Origin of the sequence: Cobetia amphilecti (assembly GCF_020217465.1) — a bacterium.
GTDB lineage: Bacteria > Pseudomonadota > Gammaproteobacteria > Pseudomonadales > Halomonadaceae > Cobetia > Cobetia amphilecti.
This window is the reverse complement of record NZ_CP084115.1, coordinates 3,263,115-3,280,591: the sequence shown is the minus strand read 5'-3', so window position 1 is coordinate 3,280,591 and position 17,477 is coordinate 3,263,115. Positions and strand designations below refer to the sequence as shown.

Sequence of the window (17,477 nt, the reverse complement as noted above, 5' to 3'; positions counted from 1 at the left end):
CCCGGTGTCTGGCGAGTGCCCGTCACCTTCAATTCCCGCTTGCCCGGGCAAGCCTGTCACCACGAGATTTCCTTGCTGATGAGTGATCAACCCGCCACCGCACTGCTGTCAGAACTCGATTTCGAGGCCGTCTGGGTCGAGACCCCCGAGGCGCTGGCCGCTGCCTGTGCAGAACTGGAAGGCGCCGATTGGCTGGCGTTGGACACCGAATTCATCCGCGAGTCGACCTTCTTCCCGATTCCGGCACTGGTGCAGCTGATGGCCGCCCGTGACGGCGAGCTGCCCGGTGCGGACGGCAAGACGCCGCGCATCTTCCTGATCGACCCCACCGTGGTGCCGGCCAGCGAGGCGCTCAAGCGTCTGCTGGGGGCAGAGGGTCCGCTCAAGCTGCTGCACGCCTGTGGCGAGGACATGGAAGTCTTCCTGCGCTGGGCGGGCGTGGCGCCGACGCCGCTGATCGATACCCAGATCGCCGAAGGCCTGACCGGCGGCGAAGCCTCAATGGGCTATCAGCGTCTGGTCGAGCGCGTGGTGGGCGTCACCGTGCCCAAGGAAGAGACGCGTTCCAACTGGCTCAAGCGCCCCTTGAGTCAGGCGCAGTGCGATTACGCCGCGCTGGACGTGCTGTTCCTGCCGCAGGTGTGGTCCGAGCAGCGTGATGCATTGCTCGAGTTGGACCGCATGGCGTGGCTTGAAGAGGATTGCCGGGACCCGGGCAGCAGCGGCGGTGCCACGCCGGACCCGGAGTACTGGAAGCGTCATCGCAGCCTGTGGAAGCTCTCGCCGCGTGGCCTGGCCGCCTGGCAGGTGCTGTGTGACTGGCGCGAGGAGCAGATTCGTCTGCGCGACGTGCCGCGTTCACGCCTGCTGGCCGATGCGCAGCTGTTCGGGATCTGCGAGCGACTGCCGACCAATCGCTTCGAGCTGGCCAAGGTCGATGGCATGCATCCGCCGCAGATCAAGCGCCACGGGGACACCGTGCTGACGCTGCTCAAGGACGTGGCGATGCTCGATGACAGTCAGCTGCCGCGCGTGCCGCCGTCGCCGTTGGCGCCGGAGTGGAAGAACTGCATGAAGCGCCTCAAGCGTGAGGTCAATGCGGTGGCGGAGGCACAGCAGCTCAAGCCTGAGATTCTCGGCAAGCGCCGTGACATGGAAGCGCTGGTGATCGCCGATTACGAGGGCGAGCCGCTGCCCTTGGCGCAGGGCTGGCGTGGTGAGCTGCTGGCCGCGCGCCTGGCCAAGGCGCTCGAGAGCTGACGCTCGCCGCTTTCGTGGGCCAGACTGCAAGGGGCATGCGCGAGGCTCGCGCAGCCTGGCCTGCCAGCAACACAGGTCAGAAACAGGCCAGAAACCGGTAGTGAGCTCTCGGGTCATGCCCGTGACGCGAGAGCCCGCTGATGCGCGCAAGCGCTGCAAGATGATGGGTAGCCCGATGACAGACGACAAGATGATCTGCGAGATCTACAAGAGCGCCAAGAAGGACGAGATGTATCTCTACGTCGAGAAGGCGCGTGGACTCAAGGATGTGCCGGAATCCCTGCTGGGCATCTTCGGCACGCCGACCCCTTTGATGACACTGCTGATTCGTGCCGACAAGCCGCTGGCGCGCGTTGCCAGCACCACGGTGCTCGAGAAGATTCGCGAGCAGGGCTTCTATCTGCAGATGCCGCCGGCCAAGGAAAATCTCCTCAAGGAGATTGGCGTGACGCCGCCGGAAACGCATTACTGACGCCCTGTCCGGCAGACAAGACCGTACTGATGAAACGACCCTGCTGCCCGGCAGGGCGAGGAGAGCAAGATGAGCGATGTTCCGCAGCCTGACGGCGGAAAGCGTGAGCGTTTCTGGGAGCGCCACGCACTCTCGGAGCTGAATACCGCCGAGTGGGAGGCGCTGTGCGATGGCTGTGGCCAATGCTGCCTGCTCAAGTTCGAGGATGAAGACAGTGGCGATATCGCGGTACTCGATGTCGCCTGTCGTCTGCTGGATGTGCGCAAGGTCAGCTGCCGCGATTATCCCAATCGCGCCACGCGCGTGCCGGGCTGCATCCCGCTGGATGTCGAGACGGTGGGCAAGCTGCGCTGGCTGCCGGAAACCTGCGGCTATCGTCGCCTGAATGAAGGCCGTGAGCTGCCCGAATGGCACCCGCTGTTGACCGGGGATGCCAAGAGCGTCAAGCGCGCCGGGGTCTCGGTGTCACGCTTCGCCGTCTCCGAGGTATCGGTGCGCCAGCAGGACCTGGAAGACCACATCATCGCGATCATCGATCCCGAGAGCTGAGACGCGCCGCGGGCGCGTGTCAGATTTCAGGTGGATGTCTTTAGAAAGCGCAGCTCTATGAGCTGCGCTTTCTTGTTTCTGACATTCTGTATCTGGCATTCCGTGCCTGACATTTCGAGTCAGGCATTTCGAGTCAGGCATTCAGTGGCCTTGTATTTGACGCCTCTGACCCTCAGTCACGGCTTGATCTGCTAGATACGATAATTTGCATAAGCTGATTTTGATGAGCTGATTTGCATGGCCGAGGCGGGTGCACGCACTCGGCCGCGCAATGTCTGGTTGTAAATAAATGAACGTTCATTTATTTTGTGAGGATTCGCTCAAGACCAGATCAGACTAGAACTGACCAAAACAGACCAGAACAGACCAGAACAGACCAGAGGCAGACGGGCCATGCGCCATCGTGATGAACACAAGCAGCAGGCGTTGCTGGAAGCCACGCTGCATGAGGTGGCCGAGCATGGTTTTGCCGTGACCTCCGTGGCGCGCATCGCGCGTGCCGCCGGCATGTCGCCCGGCACGCTCTATCTCTACTACCGCGGCAAGGATGACCTGCTGGAGGCGACCTTTCGCGAGGTCAGCCGGCGCATCATCGCGGTCGCCATCGAGGCCTTCCAGGCCGAGCCGGCAGAGGCATTCGAGGCCGAGCCGTCAACGCTGTCGCCGGCCGCCCAGCAGCTGAAGTCGGCACTGTGTCGGGTGTGGAATGCCCTGGTGGCGCTGGGGCGCCGTCAGCCTGCGTTGTTCCTCTTTCACGATCAGTTTCTGCACTCTTCCCATATGCAGGACGCCCTGAGGGTGGCCAATCAGGAGCGCGCCGCGCCCTTGCTGGACGCCTTCGCGCTGGGCCAGCAGTCCGGCATCCTCAAGCAGATCGATCTCGCCCTCATCGAGGTGTTCATGTTCCGGTCGATCTACAGCCTGCTGCAGGGCTCCAGTTGCCAGTTGCCGGCCATCAGTCATGCCAGCTTCGACCAGGCCTTCGAGATGGCCTGGGACGCGATCGCGCTTCGCCAGTGAGGGCAGCCAGCCCCGAAGCGCGCACGCCGGACAGATGACAGATTTTCGCTTGTGCCATTTTATTCCAACGACTCAAGGGCCCGCTGATGAAACTTCGACCTGGTGCCAAGCCACACCTGCGTACTCCTTTCGCCTGGCGGGGAGGCCGCGTCCTTCAGCTGTTCGCCGGACTCGTGCTGGCCCTCGGGCTTGCGGCCTGCAGCGAGGAAGAGGCGCCGCTGGAGAAGCAGAAGGTGCATCCGGTCAAGTTGCTGTCGCTGTCGGATGAAGGCGGCGGTGTCATCCAGCGCTACCCCGGTGTGGTCGAGGCCTCGGAGCGCTCCAACCTGTCGTTCCGTATCGGCGGTGAGCTGCGTGAACTCAAGGTCCAGGCCGGTCAGGAGGTCGAGAAGGGCGAGCTGATCGCGCGCCTGGATGATCGCGATGCCAGAAGCGAGCTCAACAATGCCCGCTCCAGCTTCAATCTGGCGCAGGCGACCTACAAGCGCATGAAGTACTCGGTGGAGAAGGGCGCCATCAGTCGGGCGCGCTTCGATGAGGCGCAGGCCGAATTCCAGTCAGCGCAGGCCCAGTATTCCCAGGCGCAGGACCAACTTAGCTACACCTATCTCAAGGCACCCTATAACGGGGTGATCGCGCGCGTGCCGGTGGACAACTATCAGGTGGTCGCCGCTCAGGAAACCATCGCCGTGCTGCAGCAGCCGGGTCAGATCGACGTGATCTTCAACATGCCGGAGCGTCAGGTGCGCGCCATCGATCGTGAGCGTGCCGAGGCCGGGCGCCTTGAGGATGCCGCCCTGGCCTGGGTGCGCTTCGGCAGTGGCGAGTCGCGCTATCCGGCCCGTTACAAGGAGCACGACACCAGCGCCAGCGAGGGCTCGCTGAGCTATGAAGTCACCCTGACGCTGCCGGAGCCGCAGGACATCACCGTGCTGTCAGGCATGAGCGCCACCGTGGAGCTGGACATGCAGCAGCTGACGGCGGCGACCCAGGGCCAGTGGCGCGTGCCGATCGAGGCGGTGGTCACTCAGGAGGAAAGCCCGAACCAGGCCGTGGTGTGGCGCTATGTGCCCAAGGGCGGTGACGCTCAGGTGAGCGAAACGATCAACGAGGACGCCGGCAAGAGCGAGGGCAAGCAGCAGGAAGCTGGCGCCCAGGGCACCGTCGAGGCCGTGCCGGTCACGGTACTGCAGGCCACCGGCGAAGGGCTGGTGATCACGGGAGAACTGAGTGCCGGTGACCGTCTGGTCACCGCGGGCGCCAGTCGCATGGAAGCCGGGGAGCCTGTGCGTCCCTGGGTCAAGGAAGCGGGGCTCTGATCCATGGTCGATTATTTCCTGAGACACAAGGTCATCAGCTGGATGGTCGTGTTGCTGCTGTCGGTGGGTGGCGTGACCTCCTTCTTCGGCCTCGGCCAGCTGGAATTTCCCGAGTTCACCATCCGCAACGCGGTGGTGATTACCCAGTATCCGGGCGCGACGCCCAAGCAGGTGGAAGAGGAAGTCACGCTGCCGCTGGAGAAGGCGATCCAGCAGATTCCCAATCTCAAGCGCGTCAGCTCGGTCAACAGCTCCGGGCTTTCCCAGATCACGCTGGAGCTCGAGAGCAGCGTGCGCGAAGGCGAGATGCAGCAGTACTGGGATCTGCTGCGCCGCAAGATCAATGACGCCCAGTCGAGCCTGCCGCCCGGCAGTGGCTCCTCGATCGTCAATGACGACTTCGGCGATGTGTTCGGGCTGCTCTACAACCTGAGCGGCAAGGGCTATTCGGCGCATGATCTCGAGGACCAGGCCGACTTCCTGCAGCGCGAGCTGACGCTGGTGGAGGGGGTAAAGAAGGTCTCCATCGTCGGCGCGCGCAGCGAGCAGGTCATCGTCGCGCTGGATCGTGATCGCATGCAGGCGCTGAACATCTCGCCGGATCAGCTCGCCAACCTGCTCAATGCCCAGAACGTGGTCGGCGACGCCGGACGGATCCGTCAGAACGGCCTGTCGCTGGAACTGCAGCCAAGTGGCGAGTTCCAGAGCGTGCAGGACCTGGAGCGTCTGGTGGTCGGTCGTCCCGGCAATGGTGGCCTGATTCGTCTCGGCGATATCGCCTCGGTCAGCCGCGAGTACACCGAATCGCCGTCGCGCCTCTATCACACCGATGGTGAGACGGCGCTGTCGCTGGGCATCTCGTTCGCCTCTGGCGTCAATGTGGTCGAGGTCGGTGCGCTGGTCGACAAGCGTCTTGGCGAGCTTGAGTCGCGCATGCCGCTGGGCATGGAGCTGACCACGGTCTATCACCAGCCCCAGGTGGTGGATGAGGCGGTGTCCGGCTTCTTGATCAACCTGGCCGAGGCCGTCGGCATCGTGATTCTGGTGCTGCTGGTATTCATGGGCGTCAAGAGCGGCGTGCTGATGGGGCTGGTGCTGTTGATCACCATTCTCGGCACCTTCGTGATGATGTCGATTCATGGCATCGAGCTGCAGAAGATCTCGCTGGGGGCCTTGATCATCGCGCTGGGCATGCTGGTGGATAACGCCATCGTGGTCACCGAGGGCATGTTGATCGGTCTCAAGCGCGGCAAGACCAAGCGCCAGGCCGCTTTCGAGGTCGTCAACCAGAACCGCATGCCGCTGCTGGGGGCCACGGTGATCGCGATCACCGCCTTCGCGCCCATCGGTCTGTCGCCGGATGCCACCGGCGAGTTCGTCGGGTCATTGTTCTGGGTGCTGTGCTACTCGTTGCTGTTGAGCTGGATCACCGCCCTGACGCTGACACCGTTCTTCTTCGACATGTTCTTCCGCGAAGCGCGGGAGACGGCAGGCAGCGACACGGACGAGAATCAGGAGGAAGACCCCTATCGTGGCGTCATCTTCCGTGGCTTCCGCAGCCTGCTGAGCTGGGCGATTCGCCTGCGCTGGCTGACCCTGGGGGGCGCGGTGGCGTTGCTGGTGGCGGCCGTGATGAGCTTCGGTCAGGTCAAGAATGCCTTCTTCCCGGATGCCTCGACCCCGCTGTTCTTCGTCGATGTCTGGATGCCGGAAGGCACCGATGTGCTGGCGACGGAAGCGCGCATCGCGGACCTTGAGCAGCAGGTGCTCAAGATGGACAAGGTCAATCATGTCACCAGCGTCACCGGCGGGGGCGCCCAGCGCTTCACGCTGACCTACTCGCCGGAAGACAGCTATGCCAGCTTCGGGCAGCTGATCGTCGAGACTCAGGACCGGGCCAGTCGCGAAGCGCGCATGGAGGAGGTGATACGCCTGGTGCGCGCCGAGTATCCTGAAGTCGAGTACAAGGTGCAGGCGTTGCAGGTCGGCCCCTCGGCCAAGGCGAGTCTCGAGGCGCGCCTCTACGGCGAAGACCCCGCAGTGCTGCGTCAGCTGGCAGGCAAGGTGCGTAGCGTCTTCGAGGAGGAGCCGCTGGCCGACAGCATCCGTCTGTCATGGCGCAATCGCGTCAATCGCATCGAGCCCGAATTCCTGGATGATCAGGCGCGGCGTGTCGGCGTGACGCGTGACTCGTTGCATCAGGCGCTGCTGATCAACAGCGACGGCGAGAGCGTCGGTGTCTATCGCGAAGGCTCCGAGCTGATCCCGATCCTGCTGCGCGGTGAAGAGCGTCAGCGCTTCGACCTCGATACCCTGGCGAGCCTCAACGTCTGGAGCGATGAGCAGGAGACCTACGTGCCGGCGGGCTCGGTGATGGGGCCGCTCGAGACCGAGCTGCGCGACCCGCTGATCAAGCGTCGCGATCGTCAGCGCATGCTGGCGGTCTACGCCGAGCCCATGCCGCTGTCCGGCGAAACGGCCGCCAGCGTGCTGGGGCGTATCCGTCCCAAGATCGAGGCCATCGAGCTGCCCGAGGGCTATCACCTGGAGTGGGGTGGCGAGTACGAAACCTCATCCGAAGCTCAGGAGGCGCTGTTCTCCTCGCTGCCGATGGGGCTGCTGGGCATGTTCGTGATCACGGTGCTGCTGTTCTCCAACCTGCGTCAGGCGCTGGCCATCTGGTCCATCGTGCCGCTGACGCTGATCGGTATCGTCAGTGGTCTGATCGTGTTCGGCGCGCCGTTCACCTTCATGGCGCTGCTCGGCACCTTGAGCCTGATCGGCATGGTGCTCAAGAACGCCATCGTGCTGGTGGAGGAGATCAACGTGCAGCTCGATGAGCAGGAGGATCGCTTCCAGGCGGTGGTGCAGGCGGCCGTCAGTCGTGTACGGCCGGTGTCGATGGCGGCCATCACCACCATGCTGGGCATGATTCCGCTGTTCCCGGATGCCTTCTTCTCGAGCATGGCGGTGGTGATCGTGTTCGGGCTGGGCGTGGCGACCCTGCTGACGCTGGTGGTGCTGCCGGTGGCGTACTGCGCCTTCTTCCGCATCCCGACCGGCAACAAGTCCATGAAGACATCCTGATGTGATGATAATGCGGTAATCTTGGTCTGCGCAGTCGCGGCCACCCACACCATGACGCCCGATGACAGTGCCTTTGTCATCGGGCGTCATGGTGTGGTTCGTGCTCGCTATCCTGCGTGAGGGGCATCGCCGCAAGCCCCTTTCCGTTACACTATGCGCCGCCGGTTGCGAGTTGCCCGGTCGCAAGTGTTGCGTCAGTCGAATCCTATCGAGTCGTGAGGTGTGCCTTGGTCGAACCCCTGAGTGCCTGGTGGGGGCAACAGCTGGTGTTGTGCGGTTGGGGTTTCAGTGCAGCGCCGGAAACGGTGTGGACACCGGCCCAGGCGTGCGCGCGTCTGAAGGCCCAGGAAGTCCCGGATGCGGGCGAGTTGGGATGGCGTCTGCTGGAGGCCTTCCCCAATGACACCCCGGACCCGCTGCACCAGTTGGAGGCGTTGGAATTGCTGGCGCTGGCACGTACCGCCGGCTGGCTGTCAGAGGCGCGCACGCGTGCCTGGCTGATACGTCTGCTCACGGCGATCGGCGGGCGTTTCGCCTCGCTGGATGACTGGCTCAAGGCCCTGGCTCATTCGCGCAGCGATGCGGGCTGGACGCGAGGCGATGATGGCTTCTTCGAGGCCAGCCTCGCGTTGTCTCAGTTGGAGCACGAAGACGCCGGCGTCACCTGGCCGCGTCTGCAGGAAGCGCTGGAGGCACAGCCTCCGGTGGCGGTTACTGAGCTCTGGCCTCAGGGCGAGCGCGACCGGGTCTGGATGGCGCGCGCCATCTTCTCGCCGTGGCTCGGCGGTCAGACATTGACCACCGATGACAGCGGCCCGCACGAGGACGGTGCCAGCGGTTTTGACGCCGCGGCGCACTGGCCGGACGTCACGCGCTGGCTGGCCGAGACCTGGGCGATCACCGGGCGTGATGAGCTGATTCGACTGCTGCTGTGGCTGGCCTCGCAGGGGCATCGCTATGGCTGGGACATCGACAGCGCACGCCTGATGACGGCCAGCGACAGCGAGCGTGCCAAGTGGCTGGATGAGCTGGAAGCGGATGCGGCTCAGGAAGAGGCCGAACGCAAGACGGAAGGGCGCAAGGGCGCCCCCGCGCATGCCTCCTCCAGCATCGACGTCGCCGATGGCGGGCTGGAAAAGCCCCCGTCACCGACGGCCTATGGCGAGCTGCTGCTGCAGTATCTCGATCGTGGCGAGCCGTTGGAATTCGCCGCCTGGGACTGGCTGCGTCTGGTCGATCTCGCCTTCGCCGGGCTATGTGCCGGCTGGCTGAGTCGTGAGGAGGGCGAGGACTTCGCCGCCCACGGCATCGACCTGCTGGTGCGCCGCTATGCCGACTGGCAGGGCGTGGCCCGCGCCTATCAGCGCGGTCGCAGTCTGTTCGAGGGTGTCGATCTGACCCGCGACACCGAGAGTGACTGGCGTCCGCTGATGGCGTCGCCGCTGACGCCGCTGCGTTGCGAGCTGCATGCGCTGCTGCCTGCCGCCCGGCGTGAGCGCTGCCGTGCGGCGATTCGTGCGTGGCGCAATGACAGCCGCCACTGGGTGCTGGCCATCGCCAGTATCCGCGAGCCGGACCTGCTCTATCGTCAGGGGCTTGTCGCCGAGGTCGATGCGGCGCGCCGCGAAGAGGCACGCCAATATCTCAACGAGACGCTGGCGCTGGACACCCGCGATGGCGTGCAGGGCATGGCGCGCTTCTGGCTGCCGGCGCAGGCGCATCATCTCAACCAGCTGGCCGCCGATGCCGCGCGTGGTGCCTTGCCCGACGCCCAGACGCCCTTCGGGCGTGCCGATGCCGTCGAGCTGGAACGCCGACAGCGTCTGGCCGTCTGTCATCGCTATCCCGCCAGCGTGGTGATGGCCGAGAAGTACGCCTTCTACCTGCTGATGGTCCAGGACAGCGGTGATTTCCCGGCCGATGAGCTGGCCCAGTGTGCCGAGCGTCTGCGCAGTGCCCTGTGCCGCTACTATCCGGACGCCATGCGTCTGCTGGAAGCTTGGGCGGTGTGGGAATCCGCGGTGCCGGAACTCGAGGATCATCCGCTGGTCAACGAGATCCGCTGGCATCTCGATGACCCCGGCAGCCTGTTCCATTGGCTCGACTGGCGCGCCAGCGACTGGCAGGAGCCGGGGCTGCGTCCGAGTCTGGATCGCTTCACGGCGCTGGCGCTGAGCGGTCCGCTCAATACGCCGTGCTGGGGTGAGCCGATGGTCGAGTACGGGCGGGGCGTCGAGGAACTCAGCGGCTGGCTCGAAGGTCATTATGGTCTCGCCAATGCCGAGGCGCTCAAGGGCTTCCTCGACTTCCTGCGCGATGCCGGTGATCGGGATGAATACCAGATCAATTACGGCCCTTACACCCTCAATCGCGCCCGTCTCGACAATGAGATCGACGTGCTGGAAAGCGCCGAGCGCGGCGATGATGAGCAGGTGCATCTGGACCGTCTGCGTCGCGTCAGGGACAACGAGGCGCGCTGCAACGAGCTGGACATGGCGGCGTGGGACATCGCCCAGATGGTGGACCTCGCGATTGCCGGGCGCCAGCTGGGCTGGCTGGACGACGCGACCTTCACCGCCTATCTGGACAGCGCCTATGCAATGGCGCGCGACCACTACGGCAGCTGGAAGGAATATGCCCGGGGACTGTTCGCCGGCTATGCCTTCTTCATGGGCGACACCGACCAGCGTGACAGCTTCCTGCGCGGCTTCCGCGATGCGCTCATCCAGTGGTTGACGGCGGCGCCACCGCTGGCCGGTGCCTGGTCAAGTCTCGACTTCCCGGGCGCGCGCCCGGGGCATTGGCCGGCGTTGCATCTGGATGTGCTGAGCGGAGACGCTCGCACGTTGCACTGAGCGGGATTCAATTCAGGTTGGGTGAGCGGCAGGGGGGCACTTTCTCTGATGCTTTGGTCTAACTTGTGCGGCAATGGCATACGGTTTGCGGAAACATGAACTACTATCCTGCGAACGAATTGAGTTTGTCATCTGACTGTCGTCATCGTGTTGCAATGTGTGCTGCTGCCTGATCCGGCCCACCTTGTCAGATAGTCGCCGTGTTACCCCTGATCGATCAACGATCATCGTCATGCATCAATGGTTATCGCCGTCCGCAAGCGCTGCTCACCTTCACCCTTCCAGCGCCGGGCCCACGACGAGGAATGCTGGATGCGCCACGCGTTATTATGCTGTTTTCTGATCCTGCCACTGGGTGTGGCAGGCTGTGCCAGTCACTCAACACCGTCCAATGATGTGGCCTACTACGATGTGGACCTGCCGGAACTGCCGAAGCTCAAGCGCTATCGCCAGTCCGCGTCCCAGCCGGCCGCCGAGTCGCAGGACTACGCCATGTCAGGGCCGAGCATCCGCGATGTCCTGCTTGAAGAGCATGACCGCTGGGCCGGGACGCCCTATCGTCTGGGGGGAACCAACTCCCGCGGCATCGATTGTTCCGCCCTGATGCAGCATGTCTTCAGTGATGGCTTCGGCATCGATCTTCCGCGCACCACCACCGACCAGGTGAAGCGTGGCAAGCGCATCGACAAGTCGCAGCTCAAGCCGGGTGATCTGGTCTTCTTCCGTCCCTCGCGTCGCTACAACCATGTGGGGGTCTACGTCGGCAACGGCTACTTCCTGCATGCCTCCACCTCGCGTGGCGTGAAGCTGTCGCGACTCGACAATGTCTATTGGTCCCAGCACTACTGGCAGTCGCGTCGCCCGATGCCCTACGAGGCCATGCAGATGAAGCTGGCCATGCGCAGTCAGTGAGCCGATCACGCTGGCACTGAAACAGACAAGCGCTGACACAGACAAGCCCTTGAATAGACAGGCCCTTGAATAGACAAGTGTCTTCTTCGACATCACCCGGCCCTGGCCGGGTGATGTCGTTTATGAGCCCCGGCAAATGTCAGCCACTGCTCAGGAAGGGGGCTTCAGCGTAGTGCTGCTTGCCTGATCATCAGCGCTCAAGGCATCCGGGGCGAGCCTCCCGGCCGCCGAGTGTTCAATGACGAAATCGACCAGCGCCTGCTCGGCACGTGACAGGCCGCGCTCGCGGCGCCAGGCGAGTGACAGCTCAAGCCAGGCGGGCTCATCGAAGGAGACGGCGGTCAGGTTGTTCTCTTCACGGTCATCCTCGACCACACGCTTGAGGAAGGTGGTGATCCCGAAGCCACGCGCGACGATCGCCTTGTTGAGGGCGATCAGGTTCGATTCGAAGGCGATGCTCGGCGCGAGACCATGCTGGCTGGCCAGGCGCTCGATGAAGTCGCGATGGAAGTAGCCGCGCTTGAAGACCACCAGCTCCTCGGCGAAGAACTCCTCGACGCTGATCTGCGTGCGGGCGGCCAGCGGATGATCGTTCGCCAGGCAGACCACCATTTCCTCGCTCAGGAAGTGGCGTCGAATCAGGCCGTGGGTGTCGGTGCCGAGCTGATCCTCGACGATGACGCCCAGGTCCAGCTCGGCATTGTCGATCATTCGGCGCAGGCTCAGGGTGCCGCCCTCGATCACGCTGAGCTTGATGTCGGGATAGCGTGCCTTGAATGCCATCAACAGGGGCGGGAAGTAGTAGGAGCCGAGCATCGAGGAGACGCCGATGCGCACCTCGCCCTTGACCAGCCCCTCGAGCTCCGCCATCGCCAGTGCCGCGCGCTGTGCCTGTTGCAGTAGGGGCCGGGCATGCTCGAGCAGCGTATCGCCGGCCGGTGTCAGGCGCAGACCGCGTGAGCCCCTGACCAGCAGTTGCGTGCCCAGCCGGCTTTCGAGCCCGGCGATCGACTGGCTGACCGCTGACTGGGCCAGGCTGAGTGCCTGAGCGGCAGTGGTGAAGCTCTGGTGCTCGACGACACTGACGAATATCTCCAGTGCACGCAGATCGAAGGGCAGTTTCATCGCGGGGTCCTGTTGATCGCGAAGTCCTTTATCAGCGCTGCTTCCTCTCGGCGCAGTTTGCGACATCCCTGTGTCGCCGTTGTCATCAGCTTTGCTGATGGCCAGCATCATGTCGAGCTATTTTACTGATGCGAGCGCGCGGCGCAGACTGGCGCCATCCCCATGCTTGATTGAGTGCAGGTACCTGATGGCTTCATCGCTTTCCGCGTCTTCTTCCCCCGATTCCGCCGCCTCGGTTTCCGCCACACAGTCCGAGCTGCCCGAGCCGCTCAAGGCGCGCGGGCGTGACTGGCGGCGCATGACCCAGGCGCTGTGCCTGGGCTCCTTCGTGGTCTTCATCAACCTCTATCTGGTGCAACCGCTGCTGCCGCTGCTGGCGACGGATCTGGGCCTGAGCTCGCTGCAGGCGAGTCTGTCCCTGTCGGTGAGCACCCTGACGCTGGCTATGGCACTGCTGGTGTTCGGCCCGCTGTCCGATGCGCTGGGGCGGCGGCGTATTCTGCTGTGGACCCTGGCCGGCGGGGTGGCCTGTTCAGGGCTGGCACTGTTCGCCGAGGGCTTCTGGTCGCTGCTGGCGGTGCGCGCGCTGCAGGGCTTTCTGCTCGGCGGCCTGCCGGCGGTGGCAGTGGCGTACATGAGTGACGAGATGGAGCAACCCGCCTTGATGGTGGCGGTGGGGCTCTACATCAGTGCCAATTCGCTGGGCGGCATCTCGGGGCGGGTCGCGGGGGGCGTGATCGCGGAGCACTGGGGCTGGCAGGCCAGCTTCGCCGCTATCGGCGGCGTCAGCCTGCTGGTGCTGGGGGCGTTATGGCAGCTGCTGCCGCGCCAGAGACGCTTCGTCGCCCAGCCGCTCAAGCTGAGCAGCATGCTGGCAGGTCTGGGTCGCCATCTGCGCAATCCTCGTCTGTGGCCGGTGTTCCTGCTCGGTGGGCTGAATTTCTTCATCTTCGTCAATCTCTACAGCTACATGACCTTCCGGCTGAGTGAGGCGCCCTGGTCGCTCAGCAGTCAATGGCTGGGGCTGTTGTTCCTGACCTATCTGGCGGGCACCTTCGGCGCCTCCCAGTCTGGCCGGCTGGCACGGCGTCTGGTACCGGGAGGTGCGGCTGAGGACGGCGAGGCCGCGCTGGCGATCGCTCAGCGACGCGGTCAGGCACTGACCATGATGCTGGGCACCGGCATCGTGATGCTCGGCACGCTGCTGACGCTGAGTCACTCGCTGATCGGCATGTTGATCGGCCTGAGTCTGAATGCCTTCGGCTTCTTCCTCGCGCATGCCACAGCTTCAGCCTGGGTCGGGCGCAATGCCGAGGGCGCGCGGGCCAGTGCCAGTGCGCTGTATCTGACCGCCTACTATCTGGGCGCGAGTCTCGGCGGCTTCTGGCTGGAACCCTTCTGGCAGGCTGCCGGCTGGCCCGGGGTGGTCATGGCCAGCGTACTGGTGCTGGCGGTGACCTTCTCGCTGGCGATCCTGTGCTGGCGCCGGGCCACCACGCAGTATTGAGCCTGAGAGCAGGGTTGATGGAAGATCAGAGAGCAGAGCAGACCGCAGAATAGAGAGCAGGGCACGTAAATCAGAGCATGCAACTGAAAACGGCTCGCCAGATGGCGAGCCGTTGTCGTTCAGAGGGCCTGGAGGGCGAGATCAGTGCGCGGGCGCGTCGTCACCCCAGATCTCTTCCAGACGATCATCGCGGCCACAGCCGGCGCGGTAGAAGCGATAACGCACCGGGTTCTTCTTGTAGAAGTCCTGATGGTAGTCCTCGGCCGCATACCAGGGCCCTGCCGCCTCGATCTCGGTGGCGATGCCTTCGGGGAATCTGTCCTTCAGCGCATCGCGACTGGCCTCTGCCGCGTCACGCTGGGCCTCATCGAGGGGATAGATGCCGCTGCGGTACTGGGTGCCGGCATCACAGAACTGGCGGTCCACCGCGACCGGGTCGATGTTGTGCCAGAAGACCTCCAGCAGGGTGTCGTAGCTGACCTTTTCCGGCTCGTAGACCACCTTGACCGCTTCGGTATGCCCGGTGCCGCCCGCGGAGACCTGCTTGTAGGTCGGGTTGTCCTGTTCGCCCGCGGTATAGCCGGAGGTGGTCGAGATCACACCCTCAAGCTTGTCGAAGGGGCCTTCCATGCACCAGAAGCAGCCACCGGCGAAGATGGCGACTTCCTGGCCCTGAGCGACACCCTCGGCGACGCCCTTGGGCGCTGTCTGCGGGTCGAAGGCATGGGCGTGGCCGACAAGCAGCAGGCCGCCGAGGAGGCTTGCCAGTGGCGTGAGACGTCTGATCGCAGGGAAGGGGATTCGCGTGTATCGGGTCATGGTGTCTCCGGGAAAGGCGTCATTCCTTCGAGATGAGTACACGGAAATCTCCATGTCTCGGTGAGCCGTGAGGTGACTGGCGCTGTTGAGTCCTCACTGCCTGTATAGGTTTCTACGCGAATAAACGTGGGATGGATGCGAACATGCAGAATGAAACGTTACCGTTGTCGTGATCAAGCCACTGCCATTCACTCCGCTACGCGAATCAGTGCATCCAGTCAGCGACATGCCTCGTAAGGACACGGTACATCCCAATGACATGCCCATGACGGCAGGAATCGAAAAGGAAATCGCCAGTGAATAAACGCAAGTTACTGCTTCTGGGCGCCATCGTCGCTGCCATCGTGGTCTTCTTTGCCAGCGGGGCACAGGATTACTTCACTCTGCAGAGCCTCAAGGCCAGCCAGTCCGAATTCCAGGCGTTGTTCGCGGAATCACCGTACAAGGTCGCGGGCACCTTCTTCGTCGTCTACGTGGCGATGGCGGCGCTTTCACTGCCCGGTGCAGCACTGCTGACGCTGCTGGGTGGCGCGCTGTTCGGCTTCGGCTGGGGGCTGCTGCTGATCTCCTTCGCCAGCACCATCGGTGCGACGCTGGCCTTCCTGATTTCCCGCACTCTGCTGCGCGAGAGCATCGAGAAGCGCTTCCGCCGTCAGCTGGAATCCCTCAACCGTGGCGTCGAGCGCGAAGGCGGCTTCTATCTGTTCACGCTGCGCCTGGTGCCGGTCTTCCCGTTCTTCATCGTCAATCTGGTGATGGGCCTGACCCGCATGCGCGTGGTCACCTTCTACGTGGCAAGCCAGCTGGGCATGCTGGCGGGCACCGCCATCTACGTGAACGCCGGGCGTGAGCTGGGCCAGCTGGAATCCCTGTCCGGCATCCTCTCGCCGGGGCTGATCGCCTCCTTCATCGCGCTGGGCCTCTTCCCGCTGATCGCCAAGAAGATCGTCGGCGTGCTGCGCAAGCGCAAGCAGCAGGCGGCCTTCGACAAGCCGAAGACCTTTGATTACGACATGGTCGTCATCGGTGCCGGTTCCGCCGGGCTGGTCACCAGCTATATCGCCTCTGCCGTGAATGCGCGTGTCGCGCTGATCGAGCGCCACAAGATGGGCGGTGACTGCCTCAATACCGGCTGCGTGCCCTCCAAGGCGCTGATTCGTGCCGGGCGTGCGGCTCATGAGATTCGTCAGTCCCAGCGCTTCGGGATCACCGCCAACGAGCCGGAAATCGATTTCGCCAAGGTGATGGGCCATGTGCATGACGTGGTCGAGAGTGTCGAACCGCATGACAGCATCGAGCGTTACGAAGGCCTCGGCGTGGAAGTGCATACCGGCAACGCCAGACTCAGGACGCCCTGGGAAGTGGAAGTCGATGGTCGCGTGCTGACCACGCGCAACGTGGTGATCGCCACTGGTGCCCGTCCGCGTGTGCCAGCCATCCCGGGCATGGAATTGATCACGCCGCTGACCTCCGAGAACCTGTGGGACCTCAAGGTGCAGCCCAAGCGTCTGGTGGTGCTGGGTTCCGGCCCGATCGGCATGGAACTGGGTCAGAGCTTCGCGCGCCTGGGCAGTCACGTCACCATCATCGAGGGTGCCCCGCGCGTGATGCCGCGTGAAGACGAAGAAGTCAGCGCGCTGATGCACGAGCAGCTGGCCGGTGAGGGCGTCGATTTGCGCGTCAATTCCACCGCCACGCGCATCGAGGTGCTCAAGGACAAGGACAGTCAGCCGATGCGCCATCTGGTCGTGAGTTCTCCCGACGGCGAGGAGAGCTGGATCGAGTTCGATGAGCTGCTGGTGGCCATCGGGCGCGAAGCCAACGTCGAAGGCTTCGGTCTGGAAGATCTGGGCATCGCGGTCTCCGAGCGCGGCACCATCGATGTCTCCGAGTCGCTGCAGACCCTGCAGCCGAATATCTGGGCGTGTGGCGATGTGGCCGGTCCGTACCAGTTCACCCATGCGGCGGGCCACCAGGCGTGGCACGCGGCGGTCAACGCGCTGTTCGGTGGTCTGAAGACCTTCAAGGTCGACTACCGTATCATGCCGATGGTCACCTACACCGAGCCGGAAGTGGCACGTGTCGGCCTCAACGAGACCGAAGCCAAGGCCCAGGGTTACGAGTACGAGGTCACGCATTACGAGATGGGCGAGAGTGATCGCGCGCTGGCCGAGCGTGCGACGGAAGGCTTCGTCAAGGTGCTCACCGAGAAGGGACGCGATCGTATCCTCGGCGTGACGCTGGTCGGTGCCTCGGCAGGGGAGTGGCTGGCCGAATTCACCATGGCGATGAAGCATGGCATCGGTCTCAACAAGATCCTGTCCACCATCCATCCGTATCCGACGCTGTCCGAGGCCAACAAGGCCGCGGCGGGCATGTGGAAGAATGCCCACAAGCCGGAAGGCGTGCTCAAGGTGCTCGACCGTTACTTCACCTGGCGCCGCAACGGCCGCTTCGAGCCGACCAAGACCCTCAAGGCAAATGCTGCCGAGCGGACTGTGGCTGTCGAAAAACAGTAATCGCTGAATCATGCCGCGGGCCTGCAGGTGCAG

General features: G+C 63.9%; 12 protein-coding genes. 10 read left to right on the top strand and 2 right to left on the bottom strand.

Annotated elements, in window-relative coordinates:
* Window positions 1-78: 78 nt before the first annotated feature.
* From rnd to LCW13_RS13740, 8 genes are all read left to right on the top strand, one after another.
* Complete coding sequence (gene rnd, locus LCW13_RS13775; RefSeq protein ID WP_225347188.1) at window positions 79-1,260, top strand: ribonuclease D; 1,182 nt, start codon at window positions 79-81, stop codon at window positions 1,258-1,260.
* 115 nt (window positions 1,261-1,375) lie between these two features.
* Complete coding sequence (locus LCW13_RS13770; protein WP_225347187.1) at window positions 1,376-1,732, top strand: YcgL domain-containing protein; 357 nt, start codon at window positions 1,376-1,378, stop codon at window positions 1,730-1,732.
* Window positions 1,733-1,801: 69 nt separating this feature from the next.
* Window positions 1,802-2,281, top strand: a complete 480-nt coding sequence (locus tag LCW13_RS13765; RefSeq protein ID WP_054555633.1) for a YcgN family cysteine cluster protein — start codon at window positions 1,802-1,804, stop codon at window positions 2,279-2,281.
* 393 nt (window positions 2,282-2,674) lie between these two features.
* The gene (locus tag LCW13_RS13760) at window positions 2,675-3,301 is read left to right on the top strand and encodes a TetR/AcrR family transcriptional regulator (protein ID WP_225347186.1); all 627 of its coding nucleotides are present in this window, start codon (window positions 2,675-2,677) and stop codon (window positions 3,299-3,301) included.
* An 86-nt stretch (window positions 3,302-3,387) separates the two neighbouring features.
* Window positions 3,388-4,620, top strand: a complete 1,233-nt coding sequence (locus LCW13_RS13755; protein WP_225347185.1) for an efflux RND transporter periplasmic adaptor subunit — start codon at window positions 3,388-3,390, stop codon at window positions 4,618-4,620.
* A 3-nt stretch (window positions 4,621-4,623) separates the two neighbouring features.
* A complete protein-coding gene (locus LCW13_RS13750) occupies window positions 4,624-7,707 on the top strand; it encodes an efflux RND transporter permease subunit (RefSeq protein ID WP_215823365.1) in 3,084 nt (1,027 codons plus the stop codon).
* Window positions 7,708-7,934: 227 nt separating this feature from the next.
* Window positions 7,935-10,562: a DUF1266 domain-containing protein gene (locus LCW13_RS13745; RefSeq protein WP_225347184.1), complete on the top strand. Its 2,628-nt coding sequence runs from the start codon at window positions 7,935-7,937 to the stop codon at window positions 10,560-10,562.
* 312 nt (window positions 10,563-10,874) lie between these two features.
* Complete coding sequence (locus tag LCW13_RS13740; RefSeq protein ID WP_131432632.1) at window positions 10,875-11,474, top strand: C40 family peptidase; 600 nt, start codon at window positions 10,875-10,877, stop codon at window positions 11,472-11,474.
* 150 nt (window positions 11,475-11,624) lie between these two features.
* On the opposite strand, the gene LCW13_RS13735 is transcribed toward LCW13_RS13740, so the two are convergent.
* A complete protein-coding gene (locus LCW13_RS13735; protein WP_225347183.1) occupies window positions 11,625-12,599 on the bottom strand; it encodes a LysR family transcriptional regulator in 975 nt (324 codons plus the stop codon).
* Window positions 12,600-12,786: 187 nt separating this feature from the next.
* On the opposite strand from LCW13_RS13735, the gene LCW13_RS13730 reads away from it, so the two are divergent.
* Window positions 12,787-14,106: an MFS transporter gene (locus LCW13_RS13730; RefSeq protein WP_225347182.1), complete on the top strand. Its 1,320-nt coding sequence runs from the start codon at window positions 12,787-12,789 to the stop codon at window positions 14,104-14,106.
* Between the two features lie 141 nt (window positions 14,107-14,247).
* On the opposite strand, the gene msrA is transcribed toward LCW13_RS13730, so the two are convergent.
* Entirely contained in the window at window positions 14,248-14,925 is a 678-nt protein-coding gene (gene msrA, locus LCW13_RS13725) for a peptide-methionine (S)-S-oxide reductase MsrA (protein WP_225347181.1), read from the bottom strand.
* 296 nt (window positions 14,926-15,221) lie between these two features.
* Between msrA and LCW13_RS13720 the strand changes: the two genes are divergently transcribed.
* Window positions 15,222-17,444, top strand: coding sequence for an FAD-dependent oxidoreductase (locus LCW13_RS13720; protein ID WP_225347180.1), 2,223 nt, complete (start codon window positions 15,222-15,224; stop codon window positions 17,442-17,444).
* Window positions 17,445-17,477 lie beyond the last annotated feature (33 nt).

Excerpts from the sequence above, each read along its gene's own strand:
- msrA (WP_225347181.1), bottom strand. The coding sequence starts at position 14,925 with ATGACCCGATACACGCGAATCCCCTTCCCTGCGATCAGACGTCTCACG.
- LCW13_RS13750 (WP_215823365.1), top strand. The coding sequence starts at position 4,624 with ATGGTCGATTATTTCCTGAGACACAAGGTCATCAGCTGGATGGTCGTG.
- LCW13_RS13765 (WP_054555633.1), top strand. The coding sequence starts at position 1,802 with ATGAGCGATGTTCCGCAGCCTGACGGCGGAAAGCGTGAGCGTTTCTGG.
- LCW13_RS13730 (WP_225347182.1), top strand. The coding sequence starts at position 12,787 with ATGGCTTCATCGCTTTCCGCGTCTTCTTCCCCCGATTCCGCCGCCTCG.
- LCW13_RS13740 (WP_131432632.1), top strand. The coding sequence starts at position 10,875 with ATGCGCCACGCGTTATTATGCTGTTTTCTGATCCTGCCACTGGGTGTG.
- rnd (WP_225347188.1), top strand. The coding sequence starts at position 79 with ATGAGTGATCAACCCGCCACCGCACTGCTGTCAGAACTCGATTTCGAG.
- LCW13_RS13760 (WP_225347186.1), top strand. The coding sequence starts at position 2,675 with ATGCGCCATCGTGATGAACACAAGCAGCAGGCGTTGCTGGAAGCCACG.
- LCW13_RS13735 (WP_225347183.1), bottom strand. The coding sequence starts at position 12,599 with ATGAAACTGCCCTTCGATCTGCGTGCACTGGAGATATTCGTCAGTGTC.
- LCW13_RS13770 (WP_225347187.1), top strand. The coding sequence starts at position 1,376 with ATGCCCGTGACGCGAGAGCCCGCTGATGCGCGCAAGCGCTGCAAGATG.
- LCW13_RS13755 (WP_225347185.1), top strand. The coding sequence starts at position 3,388 with ATGAAACTTCGACCTGGTGCCAAGCCACACCTGCGTACTCCTTTCGCC.